This window comes from Salinivibrio sp. ML290, assembly GCF_001995695.1.
GTDB lineage: Bacteria > Pseudomonadota > Gammaproteobacteria > Enterobacterales > Vibrionaceae > Salinivibrio > Salinivibrio siamensis.
The window spans coordinates 18724-36726 of the sequence record NZ_MUEY01000019.1; the positions used below are offsets into that span (position 1 = coordinate 18724).

At 52.3% G+C, this 18003-nt stretch carries 16 protein-coding genes; 7 read left to right on the forward strand and 9 right to left on the reverse strand.

Annotation, left to right across the window (positions count from 1 at the left end):
* The first annotated feature begins 58 nt into the window (after window positions 1-58).
* Complete coding sequence (gene rpoC, locus BZG23_RS14575) at window positions 59-4273, forward strand: DNA-directed RNA polymerase subunit beta' (RefSeq protein WP_046074514.1); 4215 nt, start codon at window positions 59-61, stop codon at window positions 4271-4273.
* Window positions 4274-4430: 157 nt separating this feature from the next.
* On the opposite strand, the gene BZG23_RS14580 is transcribed toward rpoC, so the two are convergent.
* Complete coding sequence (locus BZG23_RS14580; protein ID WP_077607342.1) at window positions 4431-4916, reverse strand: Rsd/AlgQ family anti-sigma factor; 486 nt, start codon at window positions 4914-4916, stop codon at window positions 4431-4433.
* Window positions 4917-5060: 144 nt separating this feature from the next.
* Between BZG23_RS14580 and nudC the strand changes: the two genes are divergently transcribed.
* Window positions 5061-5831, forward strand: a complete 771-nt coding sequence (gene nudC / locus BZG23_RS14585; RefSeq protein WP_077579420.1) for an NAD(+) diphosphatase — start codon at window positions 5061-5063, stop codon at window positions 5829-5831.
* 217 nt (window positions 5832-6048) lie between these two features.
* Entirely contained in the window at window positions 6049-7113 is a 1065-nt protein-coding gene (gene hemE / locus BZG23_RS14590) for a uroporphyrinogen decarboxylase (protein ID WP_077607343.1), read from the forward strand.
* Between the two features lie 42 nt (window positions 7114-7155).
* Here hemE and BZG23_RS14595 read toward each other — a convergent pair whose 3' ends face one another.
* Window positions 7156-7743 (reverse strand): uracil-DNA glycosylase family protein, encoded by a 588-nt coding sequence (locus BZG23_RS14595; RefSeq protein ID WP_077607344.1) that lies wholly within the window; start codon window positions 7741-7743, stop codon window positions 7156-7158.
* Window positions 7743-8648 carry a D-2-hydroxyacid dehydrogenase gene (locus tag BZG23_RS14600; RefSeq protein ID WP_077607345.1) on the reverse strand — a complete coding sequence of 302 codons (906 nt, stop codon included), beginning with the start codon at window positions 8646-8648 and terminating at the stop codon, window positions 7743-7745. The genes BZG23_RS14595 and BZG23_RS14600 overlap by 1 nt, the downstream gene beginning before the upstream one ends.
* Window positions 8649-8739: 91 nt before the next feature.
* Here BZG23_RS14600 and BZG23_RS14605 point away from each other — a divergent pair, with 91 nt between their 5' ends.
* Window positions 8740-9330: a YjaG family protein gene (locus BZG23_RS14605; RefSeq protein ID WP_077607346.1), complete on the forward strand. Its 591-nt coding sequence runs from the start codon at window positions 8740-8742 to the stop codon at window positions 9328-9330.
* 44 nt (window positions 9331-9374) lie between these two features.
* Here BZG23_RS14605 and BZG23_RS14610 read toward each other — a convergent pair whose 3' ends face one another.
* On the reverse strand, window positions 9375-10463 hold the full coding sequence (locus BZG23_RS14610) for a CNNM domain-containing protein (RefSeq protein WP_046074521.1): 1089 nt from the start codon (window positions 10461-10463) through the stop codon (window positions 9375-9377).
* Window positions 10464-10686: 223 nt separating this feature from the next.
* Between BZG23_RS14610 and hupA the strand changes: the two genes are divergently transcribed.
* Together hupA and BZG23_RS14620 are read left to right on the forward strand one after the other, a co-directional pair.
* Window positions 10687-10959: a nucleoid-associated protein HU-alpha gene (hupA, locus tag BZG23_RS14615; RefSeq protein WP_046074522.1), complete on the forward strand. Its 273-nt coding sequence runs from the start codon at window positions 10687-10689 to the stop codon at window positions 10957-10959.
* Window positions 10960-11018: 59 nt separating this feature from the next.
* Window positions 11019-11693, forward strand: coding sequence for a DUF1481 domain-containing protein (locus BZG23_RS14620; RefSeq protein WP_077607347.1), 675 nt, complete (start codon window positions 11019-11021; stop codon window positions 11691-11693).
* A gap of 62 nt (window positions 11694-11755) precedes the next feature.
* Here the strand turns inward: BZG23_RS14620 and purD are convergent, their stop codons facing one another.
* Together purD and purH are read right to left on the reverse strand one after the other, a co-directional pair.
* Window positions 11756-13042: a phosphoribosylamine--glycine ligase gene (purD, locus tag BZG23_RS14625; protein WP_077607348.1), complete on the reverse strand. Its 1287-nt coding sequence runs from the start codon at window positions 13040-13042 to the stop codon at window positions 11756-11758.
* Window positions 13043-13062: 20 nt separating this feature from the next.
* Window positions 13063-14652, reverse strand: coding sequence for a bifunctional phosphoribosylaminoimidazolecarboxamide formyltransferase/IMP cyclohydrolase (purH, locus tag BZG23_RS14630; RefSeq protein ID WP_077607349.1), 1590 nt, complete (start codon window positions 14650-14652; stop codon window positions 13063-13065).
* Between the two features lie 273 nt (window positions 14653-14925).
* Here purH and zntR point away from each other — a divergent pair, with 273 nt between their 5' ends.
* Entirely contained in the window at window positions 14926-15351 is a 426-nt protein-coding gene (gene zntR / locus BZG23_RS14635) for a Zn(2+)-responsive transcriptional regulator (RefSeq protein ID WP_369795702.1), read from the forward strand.
* Window positions 15352-15442: 91 nt separating this feature from the next.
* Here the strand turns inward: zntR and fis are convergent, their stop codons facing one another.
* The 3 genes from fis to prmA all read right to left on the reverse strand — a co-directional run bounded on the left by fis (window position 15443) and on the right by prmA (window position 17845).
* Window positions 15443-15739, reverse strand: coding sequence for a DNA-binding transcriptional regulator Fis (gene fis, locus BZG23_RS14640; RefSeq protein ID WP_021024113.1), 297 nt, complete (start codon window positions 15737-15739; stop codon window positions 15443-15445).
* Window positions 15740-15761: 22 nt separating this feature from the next.
* Window positions 15762-16727, reverse strand: a complete 966-nt coding sequence (gene dusB, locus BZG23_RS14645) for a tRNA dihydrouridine synthase DusB (protein WP_046074526.1) — start codon at window positions 16725-16727, stop codon at window positions 15762-15764.
* 230 nt (window positions 16728-16957) lie between these two features.
* Window positions 16958-17845, reverse strand: a complete 888-nt coding sequence (prmA, locus tag BZG23_RS14650) for a 50S ribosomal protein L11 methyltransferase (RefSeq protein ID WP_046074527.1) — start codon at window positions 17843-17845, stop codon at window positions 16958-16960.
* Window positions 17846-18003: the final 158 nt, after the last annotated feature.

The following is an 18003-nucleotide window of genomic DNA, read 5'->3' on the forward strand; positions in this document are numbered from 1 at the left end:
AATATGAAGGCGCTGCCGGTCAGCGCCTTTATGGGTCAACTCCTCACAGGAGCCGATTGTGAAAGACTTACTTAAGTTTCTGAAAGCACAACATAAGACCGAAGAATTTGATTCAATCAAGATCGGTCTTGCCTCACCTGACATGATTCGTTCATGGTCGTTTGGTGAAGTGAAAAAGCCAGAAACCATTAACTACCGTACCTTTAAGCCTGAACGTGACGGTTTGTTCTGTGCACGTATCTTTGGCCCGGTCAAAGACTATGAGTGTCTTTGCGGTAAGTACAAGCGCCTCAAGCACCGCGGCGTCATTTGTGAAAAATGTGGCGTTGAAGTTACTCAGACCAAAGTACGCCGTGAGCGTATGGGTCACATTGAGCTGGCTTCTCCTGTTGCCCACATTTGGTTCCTGAAGTCGCTGCCATCGCGCATCGGCTTGCTGATGGACATGCCACTGCGTGACATCGAGCGCGTGCTCTACTTTGAGTCGTACATTGTTATTGAACCAGGCATGACCAACCTCGAGCGTGGTCAGATGATGTCTGAAGAACAATATCTAGACGCACTCGAAGAGTGGGGCGACGAATTTGACGCGCGCATGGGCGCTGAAGCAGTCAAAGCACTGCTGGCGAACATGGATCTGTCGGTTGAGACAGAACAAATGCGTGAGCAGCTCGAAGAGACCAACTCTGAGACCAAGCGTAAGAAGATCACCAAGCGTTTGAAGCTGGTTGAATCCTTCTTGCAATCAGGTAACAACCCTGAGTGGATGATCCTGACCGTGCTGCCTGTGCTGCCGCCGGATCTGCGTCCATTGGTACCGTTGGATGGTGGTCGCTTTGCGACGTCAGATCTTAACGACCTGTATCGCCGCGTGATCAACCGTAACAACCGTTTGAAGCGCCTGCTTGATCTTGCTGCCCCAGACATCATCGTGCGCAACGAAAAGCGCATGCTGCAAGAGTCTGTGGATGCTATGCTGGATAACGGCCGTCGTGGTCGTGCGATCACCGGTTCGAATAAGCGTCCGCTGAAATCGCTGGCTGACATGATCAAAGGTAAGCAGGGTCGTTTCCGTCAGAACCTGCTGGGTAAACGTGTTGATTACTCTGGCCGTTCGGTGATTACCGTGGGTCCATACTTGCGCCTGCATCAGTGTGGTCTGCCAAAGAAAATGGCACTAGAGCTGTTTAAACCGTTTATCTACGGCAAGCTTGAGACTCGTGGTCTAGCGACCACCATCAAAGCGGCCAAGAAGATGGTTGAGCGCGAAGAAGCCGTGGTATGGGATATCTTGGATGAAGTCATCCGTGAACACCCTGTCCTGCTAAACCGTGCACCAACACTTCACCGTTTGGGTATCCAAGCGTTTGAACCTGTGCTTATCGAAGGTAAGGCGATTCAGCTACACCCATTGGTGTGTGCGGCCTATAACGCCGACTTCGATGGTGACCAGATGGCGGTTCACGTACCGCTGACGCTGGAAGCCCAGCTCGAAGCGCGTGCGTTGATGATGTCAACCAACAACATTCTTTCGCCAGCATCGGGTGATCCTATCATTGTACCGTCTCAGGACGTGGTACTGGGTCTTTACTACATGACCCGTGAGAAGGTGAACGGCAAAGGCGAAGGCATGTACCTGGCAGGCCCAGGCGAAGCTGAAAAAGTTTACCGTACCGGTCATGCTGAACTGCATAGTCGTGTAAAAGTGCGCATCAAGCAAATCGATATCGATGAGATGGGTGCACGCACCGAGAAAGAAGCGCTCGTCGATACCACCGTCGGTCGTGCCATGCTGTGGACTATTGTTCCAGACGGCCTGCCCTACGAGTTGGTTAACCAGCCGCTAGGCAAAAAGCAAATCTCTAATTTGCTCAACACGTGCTACCGTAAGCTGGGTCTGAAAGATACGGTTATCTTTGCTGACCAAATCATGTACACAGGTTTTGCCTATTCCGCGCTATCGGGCACCTCTGTCGGCATCGACGATATGGTGATCCCACAAGCGAAATACGATCTGATTGAAGCGGCTGAAAGCGAAGTTGCGGAAATCCAAGAGCAATTCCAGTCGGGTCTGGTGACCGCTGGTGAGCGCTATAACAAAGTGATCGATATTTGGGCGGCGGCGAACGAGCAAGTCGCGAAAGCCATGATGGATAACCTGTCTAATGAGACAGTGATTAACCGTGACGGTGAAGAAGAGACGCAAAGCTCGTTCAACAGCGTATATATGATGGCCGATTCCGGGGCGCGTGGTTCTGCCGCACAGATCCGTCAGCTGGCGGGTATGCGTGGTCTGATGGCGAAGCCAGATGGCTCTATCATCGAAACGCCAATCACCGCGAACTTCCGTGAAGGTCTGAACGTACTGCAGTACTTTATCTCTACGCACGGTGCGCGTAAGGGTCTCGCCGATACCGCACTGAAGACAGCGAACTCAGGCTACCTGACGCGTCGCCTGGTTGACGTTGCCCAAGACGTGGTGGTGACCGAAACCGATTGTGGTACCGAAGGTGGTATCCACATGATGGCGGTTATCGAAGGTGGGGACGTAAAAGAAGCCCTGCGTGAGCGTGTGCTGGGTCGTGTGGTGGCTGAAGATGTGCTTAAGCCGGGCACAGAAGAAGTGCTGGCGCCACGTAACACCCTGTTGGACGAGAAATGGTGTGACATTCTTGAGCATCACTCTGTCGACAAGGTAAAAGTGCGCTCTGTCGTGACCTGTGAAACTGACTTTGGTTGTTGTGCGAACTGTTACGGCCGTGACTTGGCACGTGGTCACTTGGTTAACCACGGCGAGTCTGTGGGTGTTATCGCCGCACAGTCTATCGGTGAGCCAGGCACACAGCTGACCATGCGTACCTTCCACATCGGTGGTGCGGCATCGCGTGCAGCAGCAGAAAACAACATCCAGGTGAAGAACAAAGGTTCTATGCACCTGCACAATGTGAAATCTGTGACCAATAGCGACGGTAAGCTAGTGATTACCTCGCGTGCGTCAGAGATGACCATTGTGGATGAGTTTGGCCGTACCAAAGAGAGCTACAAAGTCCCTTACGGTGCCATGCTGAGCAAGCAAGACGGCGAAGCCGTTGAAGCCGGCGACGTGGTAGCTAACTGGGACCCACACACCATGCCAATCATCACTGAGGTAGAAGGTAGCCTTCGCTTCGTGGATATGATTGATGGTGCGACTATGCAGCGTCAAACGGACGAGCTCACGGGTCTGTCTTCTATCGTGGTTATGGATGCCTCTGAGCGCCCATCATCCGGTAAAGACAAGCGTCCTGCGGTGAAGTTGGTGGATGCACAAGGCAACGATGTGATGGTACCTGGCACTGATATGCCAGTTCAGTACTTCTTGCCTGGTAAAGCGATCGTTCAACTGGACGACGGCGCAAGCGTTGGTATTGGTGACACCCTTGCTCGTATCCCGCAAGAAAGCGGCGGTACCAAGGATATCACTGGTGGTCTACCACGTGTTGCTGACCTGTTTGAAGCACGTAAGCCAAAAGAGCCTGCTATCTTGGCAGAGATCACAGGTACTGTTTCCTTCGGTAAAGAAACCAAAGGTAAGCGCCGCCTGATTATCACGCCAGAAGAGGGTAAAGCTTACGAAGAGATGATTCCAAAATGGCGTCAGCTCAACGTATTCGAAGGTGAAAAAGTCGAGAAAGGTGATGTGATCGCAGACGGTCCTGAATCACCACACGACATTCTGCGTTTGCGTGGTATTCACGCGGTAGCAGAATACATCACTAACGAAGTCCAAGACGTTTACCGTCTGCAGGGTGTTAAGATCAACGATAAGCACATCGAGACCATCGTGCGTCAGATGCTGCGTAAAGTGACCATTAAGTCTGCCGGTGATACGGAGTTCTTGGAAGGCGAGCAGGTGGAATACTCACGTGTGATGATTGCTAACCGTGATCTCGAAGCGGAAGGCAAGCAGCCGGCGACCTTTGGTCGTGATCTGCTGGGTATCACCAAAGCCTCGTTGGCGACTGAGTCATTCATCTCAGCGGCATCGTTCCAGGAAACCACGCGCGTGCTGACTGAAGCAGCCGTGGCAGGTAAGCGTGATGACTTGCGTGGACTGAAAGAGAACGTGATTGTGGGTCGTCTGATCCCAGCCGGTACCGGCTTCGCGTATCACAAAGACCGTCAAGCAAAACGTGCCGAGCCAGAGCAGCCAGTAGCCCCTCAGGTCGATGCAGAGCAAGCTTCGCAAGATCTTGCTGCGCTACTGAACGCGGGTCTGAACGACGATAGCTAAGCGTGGAAGCGTTGATAACATCAACGCCCACAGCGAAATAAAAAGGCACCTCTTCGGAGGTGCCTTTTGTTTATCTGGCGTGTGGGGTTGTCAGTGACGACAGCAACAAAAAAGCCGCCTAGGTTGGCGGCGTTATACAGCTGACAGGCAGGTTGACTTACGCACCCGGTGGGTGAGCAAGGCTGTCGGCAATGACGCGAATTAGGGTATCTTCTAACTCAAAACGCTGCTCTAACCACTCGCCAATCGCAGACATATCTTGATCGAAATACGTGGCGTCATAATCATCATCGTCGAGGTCGATCGCGCTAAATTTATCGTTGTAGTCCAACAGTGGATCGGTCGTATCGACAATACGGAAATAGAGGTTGTCGGTCTCTTTGGTGGCAGAGAAGCCTGTCGACTGCCAACGCTCCATGACCATGTTATAAATTTTGAAGTGACCGGTGGAGATGTAATCGACTAGGTAGTCACAAAAACGGTCAAGCTCGGCTTTGGTTGGCAAGGCTTGCTTCTTTTTCGCGGCCACGCCGGCCACATTGTAATACTCCACCAACAGTTGGCGACGTAGCTCGAGCCAGTAATCGATAACCTCGTCGTAACCGCTCCATTGTGCTTTGGTTCGTTCGAGTTGTCTCAGCATGATCGGTATCCTCGTGATCGATCAGCGAATGAATGGCACTATAAAAGGCCAGCTGAAAATTAACGGGCTGCTCAATCCTTTGCATCACGTTATAAAGCTAGATTGCCAGTATTCAAGTATAGCTGCAAGGCTAAGGAAGTGACCATGTCTCAGAATCAACAAGCCGTCTATGTGTGCGCGATTACCAAGGGCAAACTCTGGCTACCCAAAGGGGAGCTGCCATGTATCCCCTTGTCGCAGTTACCCTTTTCTGGCGGTGAAACCGTAACAGTCGGTGATTATCAGCACACGCCCGTCGTGGGGGTATTTAATTGTAACCCGATGCTTCCCCATGATGAGATGGCGGGTTTACGAGACTTACTTCCCTCCCTGTCAGCCGACTTATTTGCATTAGTGGGGTGTGTGGTTCAGCTCGATTATATGCGCCAGCAGCAAGCATTCTGTGGTCGTTGTGGTCAGCGCACTGCGTTCGACGCTCAGGCGGTGGCGATGCGGTGCGCTAACTGTCAGCGTCACGATTATCCGCGTGTCTCGCCGTGTGTGATTGTGGCGGTGCGCGATGATAAGCGGTTACTACTGGCACAACATCCAAGGCATAAAACCGGGATGTATACCGTGATTGCTGGGTTCGTCGAGCCCGGAGAAACGCTCGAACAGTGTGTGGCGCGCGAGGTCGAGGAGGAGACGGGGATTCAGGTTAAAAATATCCGTTATATGGATAGCCAGCCTTGGGCGTTTCCCTCTAATTTGATGATGGGCTTTTTAGCAGAGTATGCGGGCGGTGAGTTAAAGCCTGACTACGAAGAGCTCAGTGACGCACAATGGTTTGATTGCGACGCCCTACCGCCAGTGGCGCCAAGGGGGACGATTGCCCGACGCTTGATTGAGGCCAGTTGCACCTGGGCGCAGGCATAAAAAAACCCGGCCGTAGGGGAGCCGGGGTAAGATGCGAACATATTGTCTTTCGTAGACCTATTGTCGTTATGGGTCGGTTGTAACATGCGGTTAAATGATCAGCAATCCTTTGCTGCCCCTAGGTGACAGTTTTATGATCCTGTTAACAAAGCTTGGCTTTTGTTGCTACCGCACAGTGATACAATGAGCGCCACTATTCGCACACAGGTTTAACACAATGACCGAATTAAAAAACGATCGTTATTTACGCGCCCTTTACAAGCAGTCAGTCGATTGCACCCCCGTATGGATGATGCGCCAAGCGGGTCGCTATCTACCGGAGTATCGTGAATTGCGTGCGCAAGCGGGGGATTTTTTGTCATTGTGTAAAAACGCCGAGCTGGCTTGCGAAGTCACCATGCAGCCACTGCGTCGTTTCGATTTAGATGCGGCGATCTTGTTCTCAGACATCCTCACCATTCCGGATGCGATGGGGCTCGGGCTGTACTTTGAAACAGGTGAGGGTCCCAAGTTTTCCCGCCCCATCACCTGTAAAGCCGACGTGGATAAAATTGGCATGCCTGATCCCGAAGGGGAACTGCAGTATGTGATGAATGCGGTACGTACCATCCGTCGTGAGTTAAACGGTGACGTGCCGTTAATTGGTTTTTCGGGAAGCCCGTGGACCTTGGCGACCTACATGGTGGAAGGTGGCACCTCAAAAGCCTTTACCAAAATTAAGAAGATGATGTATGTCGAGCCTCAAACTCTGCATGCCTTACTCGATAAACTCGCTGACAGCGTGACCAGTTATTTGAATGCGCAAATTAAAGCCGGCGCCCAGTCGGTTATGGTGTTTGATACCTGGGGGGGCGTGCTCACGCCACGCGACTACAACGACTTTTCTTTGCAGTATATGCAGAAAATCGTTGATGGCCTTATTCGCGAAAATGACGGTCGCCGTGTCCCTGTTACCTTGTTCACCAAAAATGCGGGGATGTGGTTAGAGCATATCGCGGCCACAGGGTGTGACGGTGTGGGACTAGACTGGACCATTAACATTGCGGATGCCAAAGCGCGAATTGGCGACAAAGTGGCGCTGCAAGGCAATATGGATCCATCGATGCTCTATGCGAGCCCAGAGCGCATTCGCCAAGAGGTCGCCACCATCCTCGAAGGGTTTGGAGAGGGCACGGGCCATGTGTTTAACCTTGGGCATGGCATTCATTTGGATGTGCCGCCAGAAAACGCAGGCGCCTTTATTGATGCGGTGCATGAACTCTCGCGCCCTTACCACGATTAGTCAAACACGCTCGCCGTCTGGCGAGCGTTGTTCTTTTTAGCCTCAATCGTATAAAGCCTGTTGAACGTGATAACGCATGGCGGGCACCACCTGCTCTTCAAACCACGGATTGCGGCGCAGCCATAAGCTATTTCTGGGAGAAGGGTGAGGCAGTGCAAAGGTATGAGGGGCCCACTTTTGCCAGTGCTTGACGGTCTCGGTCAAAGTTTTGGGTTTATTGGCTAAATAGTACTGCTGTGCATATTGGCCAATCAGCAAGGTTACCGCAACATGAGGAAGGTGCGCTTTGATTGCCTGGTGCCATACGGGGGCGCAGATACGCGCCGGCGGTAGATCGCCCGATTTACCTTTGCCGGGATAACAAAAGCCCATGGGCATGATGGCAAATAAATCCGACTGATAAAACTGCTCACGTGTGACCCCCAGCCATTCACGCAGGCGGTCGCCACTGGGGTCATTAAACGGCAGCCCACTCTCATGGACACGTCTACCTGGTGCTTGGCCGATAATCAGAACTCGAGCGTCACCACTGGCCTGGATCACCGGCCGAGGGCCGTCTGCTAGCCAATGCTGACACAAACGGCATTCACGTGCTGCGGCTAAAGCCGTGTCTAAATCCGGAAAGAGCATTAGTACCCTTTGTCAAAGTCGACAGTGTGAATCAGAGGCTGGCCTGCATGCCAGCGACGATAATTATCCGCAAAGAGCGCAAAAACCTGCTCAGGAAAACTGACGGCAGCAATATGTGGCGTCACGCTCACGTTGGGGTGTGTCCAAAAGGGGTGCTGCTTCGGCAGCGGCTCTTGTTGCATCACATCCAAGACCGCCAGGCGTAGTTTTTTGTTGTCTAAAGCGTCGAGCAGGGCGAGCTCATCCACGGTCGCGCCACGGCCAACGTTAATAAACAAGAGATGTTGCCCATGCTGCCAAAAAACTGCATTCAGGCATTGGTATGTGGCTGGCGTCGTGGGCAAGGTACTGACCAAAACATCTACCTCGCCCAAGCGTTGCTGTAATGCTGGCAGCGTCAGTGTGTGATCAAAGCTATCGACTGGCCGCCCATCTTGGTTGACGCCAAGTACCGTCATGCCAAAGGCGTGTGCGACGGTCGCGATATGCTGGCCAATCGCCCCTGTGCCTAAGATGGCGAGCGTTTGCCCTCGCAATGACTGATAGGGTTGAGGCTGCCAGTGACACTGCGCTTGTTGCTTCGCGTACTGACCAATATGTCGGCTTTCATTGAGCACAAACCCGAAGACATATTCGGCCATCAGTGCCCCGAATATGCCGCGCACGTTGGTGAGTTGATAATGACGGAAAGGGGCTTTAATCAGGGCATCGGTACCGGCAAAGGTCGACTGGAGCCAACGCAACGCCTTGGCTTTGGGCAATAGCGGGGCCGCAAGCGGCGGATCGGCCAACCAGATACTGGCCTCCTCTGCGGATGAGGTGATAGCGAGATCGGGGAGCTGAGCCGTTTCAATCAACTGGTGATAAGTCTCGGCATGCTCGCTGACAACGTAAATTTTATCCACAAAGGCTCCTTTTTATGGTGGGGGGAATCAAGTACACTGAGCGCATTCTATGAGGATAACACTCCTTCTCGCTATTAAAGATCAACTGGCTATGTTACGAAACCCTTTACAACTACGTTTGGAAAAATGTGAGAATTGGCAGCATATTTGTTTTATGGCTGCGCTGGTGGAGCGTATGGTGCCCAACTATGCCCTTTACTGTGCGCAAACCGAGTTTGCTGATCCCCAAGCGTTTCGCAATATTCTCGATGCAGTGTGGGAGTCGCAAACAGTCAAAACGGCCAAGATTGATTTTGAGCGGCAGCTGGAGAAGCTGGAGCCATTGATCCCGGTGGCTGACGATGAGGCCATTTACCTGATCTACCCGGCAATTGATGCTTGCATCGCCTTGTCTCAGCTTGTTCACGCCCTGTTGGATCGTGATGAAATACTCCCTATTACCCTGAAAGTCTCTCAGCAATCTGTCCACAGCGTAGCGCAGCTAGAAGAGGCGCAGACGGGTGAGGCGGTGACGGATGAGAATCAAAAGACGTTTGAAGCGGTTTGCGAAGAATGGGATGCCCAATGGGCCATTTTTCGCGTGCTGAAAAGTGCGGAAAGCCGTGATGTGGAGATGATCAAAAGCATTCGCCAAGAGCTGCGTGAGGCGGGCGTGAGTAACCTTGGGTTAAGTGTCGAGTAAGCACACTTTATCCGAGAAAAGGCGGCGCAAGCCGCCTTTTCTGATCATGACTCATCCGTATGTCGCTGCACCGGGGGTTCATCGTCGTCTTGGCTTTCAATCATGTTGTGCTGCTTCTTCCAAGCATCCCAACGCTGATAAGCGAGTTGTTGCATATCGGTGACCGTGTCCGCCTCATCGATGATTTCTCGCCCCGTTAAGTACTCAAACACATCCTCCAAGGTGATAATACCTTGCACCGTGCCATATTCATCGACAATCATCGCCAACTGGGCGCGGCGGATCATCAATATATCAAACGCTTGCAAAACACTGTTGCCGGGAAGGATCACCGCGAGGGGGCGCATGAGATTGCCTATCGGCGTTTGGCCAGCGCCTTGGGTTTTGGCTTCATAGATATTGGACTTATGGACAAAGCCTAGAATATCGTCACGCTGTTCACCGTAAACCAGTGGGCGAGAGAATGGGCAGTCACCGTGTTCGTCGAGGAAGGTATTCACATCCATCTCGGCAGGAATGCGAAACAGGACCGGGCGCGGTGTCATCAGCTGTGTTGCGGGCAGGTCACGTAACTTCAGCATGTTATGAAGCATTTGCGTTTCGTCCTCACCCATTTCTCCACTTTCTGAGGCCAGCATCGCCATCGCTGAGATTTCGTCCCGCAGTTTAACATGGGTGGTGTCCGCACTAAGTCGCTTGGTAATTTGTTCAGACAGCCAAACGAATGGCGTCAGCGCCCACACCATCCACTTGAGTACCAGCGCCGCGCCAGGTGCCAATTGCGGCCAGAAGTTCGCGCCAATGGTTTTAGGGATGATTTCTGAGAGAAGCAGAATCGCAAGCGTCAATACGGCAGAGAAAACCCCGACCCACGCATCGCCAAACACGTGAGCCGCTTGCGCCCCCGCGCCAGCTGCCCCGACTGTATGGGCGATGGTATTGAGGGTTAAAATGGAGGCCAAAGGGCGATCAATATCCTTCTTAAGCGCATTGAGCCGCTCGGCGGCAGGATGCGCTTGATGGCGCAGGTTCGCTATGTAGCTAGGGGTGATGCTAAGCAAAATCGCTTCGAGCACAGAGCAGATGAATGAGACACCAATAGAAAGCGAAATAAAAAGAACCAGAATGAGCATAGGTTTCCGGAGTTAAAAGCCAATCAACACCCTAAAGATCAGGCCATTGGCGGGCTTTTACAACCATTCAACTGAGAAAAAACGCAACAAATTGTGAGATCGCGCTCAGTTTGTGGTTAAAGAGCCTCCATACAGCCACACTCAGCGCCACAAACCTTTGCCAGCCGGGCTTCTTTTGAATTAGAGTGACTTCGTCTCTAAAAAACCTAGAAGGGAAGACATAATGAACAAGACCCAACTGATCGACCTGATCGCGGAAAAAGCAGACCTTTCAAAAGCACAAGCGAAAACAGCTTTGGAAGCGACTTTGGGCGGTATTGAAGGCGCCTTAAAAGAAGGCGAGCAGGTACAACTGATTGGCTTCGGTACGTTTAAGCTTAACCACCGTGCAGCACGCACCGGTCGTAACCCACAAACGGGTCAAGAAATTCAAATCGCTGCAGCAAACGTCCCTGCGTTTGTCGCAGGTAAAGCGTTAAAAGACGCGGTTAAGTAAGCACGCATGCTGATGTCGCCATAGCCTCCTGCTATGGCGTTTTTGTCTCTGAGCCCGCCATGCGATTTTACCTCTGTATACTTGCCTTAGTAATGGCACTGACAGGCTGTTCTAGCGGTAAGCCGCCAAAGCCCGTCACTCATACTACCGCATTCTCAGCGGGAGATTATCGCGCCGTTTATTGGCTAGATAGCCAACAAGGGCAGGTTATCGGTTTAGCGGAGAAAGCGTGGCAAGGCGATTACGGTCAGTACCGCAGTGAATATGCTTGGCGAGCGGGTAGTCTGCGTGCGTTAAAACGTGAAGGGAAAAAGCTGGTCGATAACCGCTTGGTGCCCTTTTCGATGCACGTACGGTTTGACGCCAATGGTGAGCCGGTTTTCCAGCGCTATCATCAAGGTGATGCGCTGTTGCCTTTAGACAGTGCGACTTTATCCCGCCTGTATCAAGAAGCGAATCAAATTGAGCGCCAAGCGCAGGCGCAATTAGCCAACAATGTCTCGGTGCTGCAAGCGCAGCGACAAGGTGAATATTGGCTTGATTGCGACAACGATCGTCAGCGTTGGGCATTTCCCGAGACGATGACACCGTCTTTAGTGCAGCGTCTCAACCAGCCTGGCACGTTTGTGATTGCAGGAGGGAGCCCAAGTATCGGTCGCGACCAGATAGACTTTTTGGTACATGTCGAGGGGGAAAAGCGTTGTTTACAGCGCCCTCGCTTACTGGATGAGTAAAGTGAAGAGCGGTGAAAAAATGCGCCTACTTGGCGCATTTTTTATATCATGTGTTGCGACAATTATGCCATTTGCTCGCGTGAAACGGCGCGGTGGGCGATGTCACAGCGGTAGAAACAACCGGGCCAATGAATCAAGGCCGCGAGCGCGTCAGCCCCTTGTTTTGCCGTGGTCACATTCTCACCTAATGCGGTAGCACAGAGTACACGCCCGCCAGCGGTCACGATATCGCCGTCTTTTAGCGCGGTACCTGCGTGAAACACTTTGGCCGTCTCACTATCGGTGGGCAACCCAGTGATACGATCGCCTTTTCGATACTCACCTGGATAACCGCCAGCGGCTAAGACCACACCCACGGCTGCACGCTGATCCCAGTGAGACTCGACCTTATCAAGGCGTCCCTCTGTGCCCGCCAAGCAAAGCGCAACCAAGTCAGATTGCAAGCGCATCATAATTGGTTGGGTTTCCGGATCGCCGAAGCGACAGTTAAACTCGATCACTTTTGGGGTGCCATCGGCGGTAATCATGAGTCCAGCGTACAAAAAGCCGGTGTAGGGCACACCGTCTTCATGCATCCCTTTCACGGTGGGCATGATCACCTCTTCCATCACGCGTTGGTGAATCGCATCGGTCACCACAGGGGCGGGTGAGTATGCACCCATCCCGCCGGTATTCAGGCCGGTATCGCCTTCACCGACCCGTTTGTGGTCTTGGCTGGTGGCCATGGGGAGCACATGCTCGCCATCCACCATGACGATAAAGCTTGCTTCTTCACCTTGCAGGAATTCCTCGATGACCACACGGTGGCCTGCTTCACCAAATGCGTTACCCGAGAGCATATCGCGTACCGCGTCGGTGGCTTCTTGCTCGGTCATTGCCACAATGACGCCCTTACCGGCGGCCAAGCCATCGGCTTTGACCACAATGGGCGCACCTTTTTCAGCGATGTAGGCTAGCGCGGGCTCAACCGTAGAAAAGGTTTGGTAGTCAGCGGTGGGAATACCGTGACGTGCCAAAAAGTCTTTACTGAAGGCTTTTGAGCCTTCAAGTTGTGCCGCTGCTTGGGTAGGGCCAAAGATAGCCAAGCCGTGTTCACGGAAGGCATCGACCACGCCCAAGACCAGTGGCGCTTCTGGGCCCACGATGGTTAAGCCAATCTGTTGCTCGCGCGCAAAGGCCAGCAATCCCTCAACGTCATCAGCAGCAATGGCGATATTGCTGACTTTTTCCTCGTGGGCGGTGCCGGCATTGCCCGGTGCGCAATATACGATTTCAACGTTTGATGACTGCGCGGCTTTCCACGCTAGGGCATGTTCACGGCCACCGCCACCAATCACTAATACCTTCATGTTTTCTCCTTCATACCCACTTAGTGGCGGAAATGGCGCATACCGGTAAAGACCATCGCCATGCCATGCTCATTGGCGGCGGCAATCACTTCTTCATCACGCATCGAACCACCCGGTTGGATCACGCAGGTGATCCCAGCGTTTGCCGCAGCATCAATACCGTCACGGAAAGGGAAGAAAGCATCGGAGGCCATCACGCTACCGGCCACTTCGAGCTGCTCATCGGCCGCTTTAATACCGGCTATTTTCGCCGAGTAGACGCGGCTCATTTGGCCGGCGCCCACGCCAATGGTCATGCTGTCTTTAGCATACACAATCGCGTTCGATTTCACGTATTTTGCCACTTTCCAGCAAAATAGCGCATCGTTTAGCTCTTTGTCTGTGGGCTGGCGCTCAGTGACAATACGCAAATCGTCTAAACCGACCATGCCTTGGTCGCGGGCTTGGACTAACAAGCCGCCGTTAACCCGCTTACTATCCCAACCTGTGGTGCGCGTTTGCCATTGACCACACTCGAGAAGGCGTACGTTCTTCTTCGCTGCGACCACCGCTTTGGCGGCGTCACTGACGCGAGGGGCGATGATCACTTCAACAAATTGACGTTCGACAATGGCTTGTGCCGTGTCGCTGTCCAGTTCACGGTTAAAGGCAATAATGCCACCAAATGCTGAGGTAGGATCGGTTTGATAAGCACGTTGATAGGCGCTGAGTAAGTCTTCACCGATGGCAACGCCACAGGGATTGGCGTGCTTTACAATCACGCAAGCAGGCTGTTCAAACTCTTTCACGCACTCTAATGCCGCATCGGTGTCAGCGATATTGTTATAAGACAGCGCCTTGCCCTGTAGTTGGGTCGCCGTCGCTACCGAGGCCTCTTGCGGTTGAGTTTCAGTATAAAACGCGCCTGCCTGATGGCTGTTCTCGCCATAGCGCATGTCTTGCTTTTTGACCCAATGTTGCGTCAGGGTGCGCGGGAATGGCGAGTCTTGGCTCTCTTCGGCGTGATGGTAGGCAGGGACTTGGGTGCCAAAGTAATTTGCAATCATGGCATCGTAGGCCGCGGTGTGCTCAAACGCGGCAATGGCTAAATCAAAGCGCGTGGCATGTGTCAAAGAGTGCTGATGCTGATCCATCTCGGTCAGCACGCGATCATAGTCTTGGCTGTTCACCACAATGGTGACGTCGGCATGGTTTTTCGCCGCTGAACGTACCATGGTCGGACCGCCGATATCGATATTTTCGATGGCTTGCTCACGTGTGCAGTCTGGGTTGGCAACGGTCTGTGCGAACGGGTAGAGATTCACCACCACCATATCAATCGGTGCGATCTGATGGCTTTCCATCACCGCATCGTCTTGACCGCGTCGGCCCAAAATGCCGCCGTGAATTTTCGGATGGAGGGTTTTCACGCGGCCATCCATCATTTCGGGGAAGCCGGTATGCTCGGAGACTTCGGTGACCGCAAGGCCGCTTTCTGCGAGTAAACGGGCCGTGCCGCCGGTCGAAAGCAGTTCGACACCGCGTTGGGCGAGCGCTTGGGCAAACTCGACCACACCGGTTTTATCAGACACGCTCAGTAACGCGCGACGAATAGGACGCAGATTTTCCATGGCTTAGTTCTCTTCACTGACAGATTGAATGCTTATCAAAGCCCATCGTGTCTATCAACATGGATAAGCTTTATTAAATCGCCAACTGTCAAAGCGGCGATATTCTATCTGATTTTGTTTGCGCAATCGATTGCTATTTGCTGATGGCGACACTTTTATTGTTTTTACACTTCAGCTTTTTCTGGTTCTCATGCAATGCTGGTCATAAGGTCGCGGCTTTGCTACAAAAAGAAGGATCAATCGCATTACGATAGAGGAGCGGTGATGACCAAATTGCTGCAAATTGGCGAGCTTGCCAAGCACTGTGGTGTCTCTACCGACACACTGCGTTTTTATGAAAAATCAGGCTTGCTGGCGCCGAGTGCGCGCACCGAAGGTGGATACCGGCTTTATGCCGATGAGGCCATTAGCCAAGTGATGTTCATTTTGCGCGGCAAAGAGATGGGGTTATCGCTTGATGAAATTCACGAGTTGTCCGACATTCGCGAAGAAGCGACCTTACACACTTGTGCAGAAGTAAAAGGGATCACCCAGCGGCGCCTGAATGAGGTCTCAGAGAAGATAGCGGCGCTTGAGCGGGTCAAGCATGCACTGACACGTTTAAATGCCGCCTGCTGCGGTATGGACGACGATGACGCGACCCATTGCTCGATATTGGAAACCCTGGCGGAGAGTGAGGACTCCAACTCATGCTGCTAAAGAGGGAGCACTTATGCGCAGTCAGAGGCAACAAAAACGGGCTAGCCGGTTGACGGTTAGCCCGTTTTATCACAACCAAACCAATGGTTGATTAGTTCATGCCGTATTTTTTCAGTTTTTTACGCAATGTACCGCGGTTAATGCCCATCATGGTGGCTGCGCGCGTTTGGTTACCGCGCGTGTATTGCATGATGGTATCCAGCAGTGGCTGCTCAACTTCTGCGAGGACAAGCTCATACAGATCGTTGACTTCCTGGCCATTCAATTGCGCGAGGTAGTTCTTCAAGGACGCTTTTACAGAGTCACGAAGTGGCTTTTGCGTAATTTGATCTTGTGAAGTTACAGTCGTTACTGTCAATGTTTCGGAAGTCAGGTTTTGTTCGAACATATTCTGTCAGCTCTTCTCGTATTTATGCAACGTTGTCGAAGTAGCCTTGCAGCGCATCGATCTGCTGTGGTGCATCTTCGATTGCGTTGAAGGTGCGGCGAAAGTCGCCAATTTGGTCATGCTCTTTTAGGTACCAGCCCACGTGTTTACGGGCAATACGTAACCCTTTGAGCTCCCCATAAAACTGATGAAGCTCTTGAACATGACCCAACAAAATTGTCCTAACCTCTTCTAGTGAAGGGGCAGGCAAGTGCTCACCTGTGGTGAGATAGTGGTGGATTTCGCGAAAAATCCACGGGCGTCCTTGAGCAGGGCGACCAATCATTACCGCATCCGCACCCGTGTAGTCGAGGACATACTGAGCTTTTTCTGGTGAGTCAATGTCGCCATTGGCAATCACCGGAATGGATACCGCTGCCTTGGCAGCCTTAATGCTGTCGTATTCTGCTTCACCTTTGTACATACAGGCACGCGTGCGGCCATGCAGTGCAAGGGCTTGGATGCCACAATCTTCCGCCATCCGGGCGATCTCAACACAATTCTTATTGTCCGGATCCCAGCCTGTGCGCGTTTTGAGTGTCACGGGAACATCCACCGCGTTTACCGTGGCTTTGAGGATTTGCTCAATGAGATCAGGCCGCGTTAGCAAGGCAGAGCCTGCTAACTTTTTATTGACCTTCTTCACCGGACAACCCATGTTGATGTCGATAATTTGCGCCCCGTTTTCAACACAAAACTGCGCTGCGTCAGCCATAAGCTCGGGTTCAGCCCCCGCGATTTGCACCGAACGCAGACCGGACTCGTCAATATGAACCATGCGCTTTTGCGATTTGCTCGTCCGCCACAACGCTGGATTCGACGACATCATTTCGCTAATAGCCATGCCCGCACCATGTGCAAGACATAACTCACGAAATGGTCTATCTGTCACGCCTGCCATTGGGGCAACGATCAAGGGGACATCCAGGGTGTAGGGTCCGATACGCAAAAGCTCTAAATCCTCTTCAGCCGCTCTGAGTCAGCAAGGGCGCGCATTTTACGCATTTTTTCAGCATCTGAAAAGGACAATATTTGAGCATTGATGGCTTGATTTTTACAGCAGTTTTTGTATCGATGGTGTTTCGCTGATTAATCAAGCAGTTCGAGTAGCACGTCAGCCATGGCTTACCGACGACAGTGAATAGGGGCGGTAAGCCAATGGCATCATCATTTGGCCAGTTACTCGGGCAAATGACCGCTGATCCGGCACCACTCTTCGCGCTCGACAATCGGGTCGATAGTGAGACTATCACGGTAATGGTTCGCCACATCATCCGCTTGAGTTTCTAGCACGCCAGACATCGCCAGCTGACCACCGGGTTTGATCAGGCCTTTGATGACACTCGATAATTCACGCAATGGTCCGGCAAGAATATTGGCCACCACCACATCGGCGTTTAAGTCAGCCGGTTGATCGTTAGGAAGATAGAGGTGAAGTTGGTCGGCGACACCATTGCGCTCGGCGTTATCTTTTGATGCCAGCAGCGCTTGTGGGTCAATATCAATACCAATCACACGCTCGGCTCCAAGTTTAATCGCCGCAATTGCGAGAATGCCGGAGCCACAGCCAAAATCAATCACGGTTTTGCCGCTTAAATCCAGACTATCAAGCCATTCCAAGCATAATGCGGTGGTCGGGTGCGAGCCGGTGCCAAAGGCGAGGCCCGGGTCGAGCATCACGTTCACCGCGTTGTCATCAGGTACCTCACACCAGGTTGGACAGATCCACAACCGCTCGCCAAATTGAATTGGCTTAAAGTTATCCATCCATGCGCGTGTCCAGTCTTTGTCTTCCAACTGCTCGACTTTATGAGCAAAGTTTTCAGCCAGCAATGGACTGGCTTGTAATACCGCTAACACTGTGCCCATATCGGCTTGAGCATCGAACAAGGCCATGATGTCTGTTTCGCCCCACAAGCGCGTTTCGCCGGGTAAAGGCTCAAATACCGGGGTGTCTTTGGCATCTAAGAAGGTGACAGATAGGGCGCCCGTTTCTTCCATTAGCAGGTCGCCAATCGCTTCGGCGTTGTCAGACGTTGCATTCAGTTTGAGTTGGATCCAAGGCATGGTGTGTCTCGTGTCGGAAAAGGAATACGTCGATTTTACCAGATCCATACTGTGCTCGCTGCACAAGATGATGACAGCATGATGAGCATTGAGGGTGGGTGGGATTTTTTGCAAGTTAGCGCGGGTTTTATGCAAATAGCCCTTTATTTATTATGGCT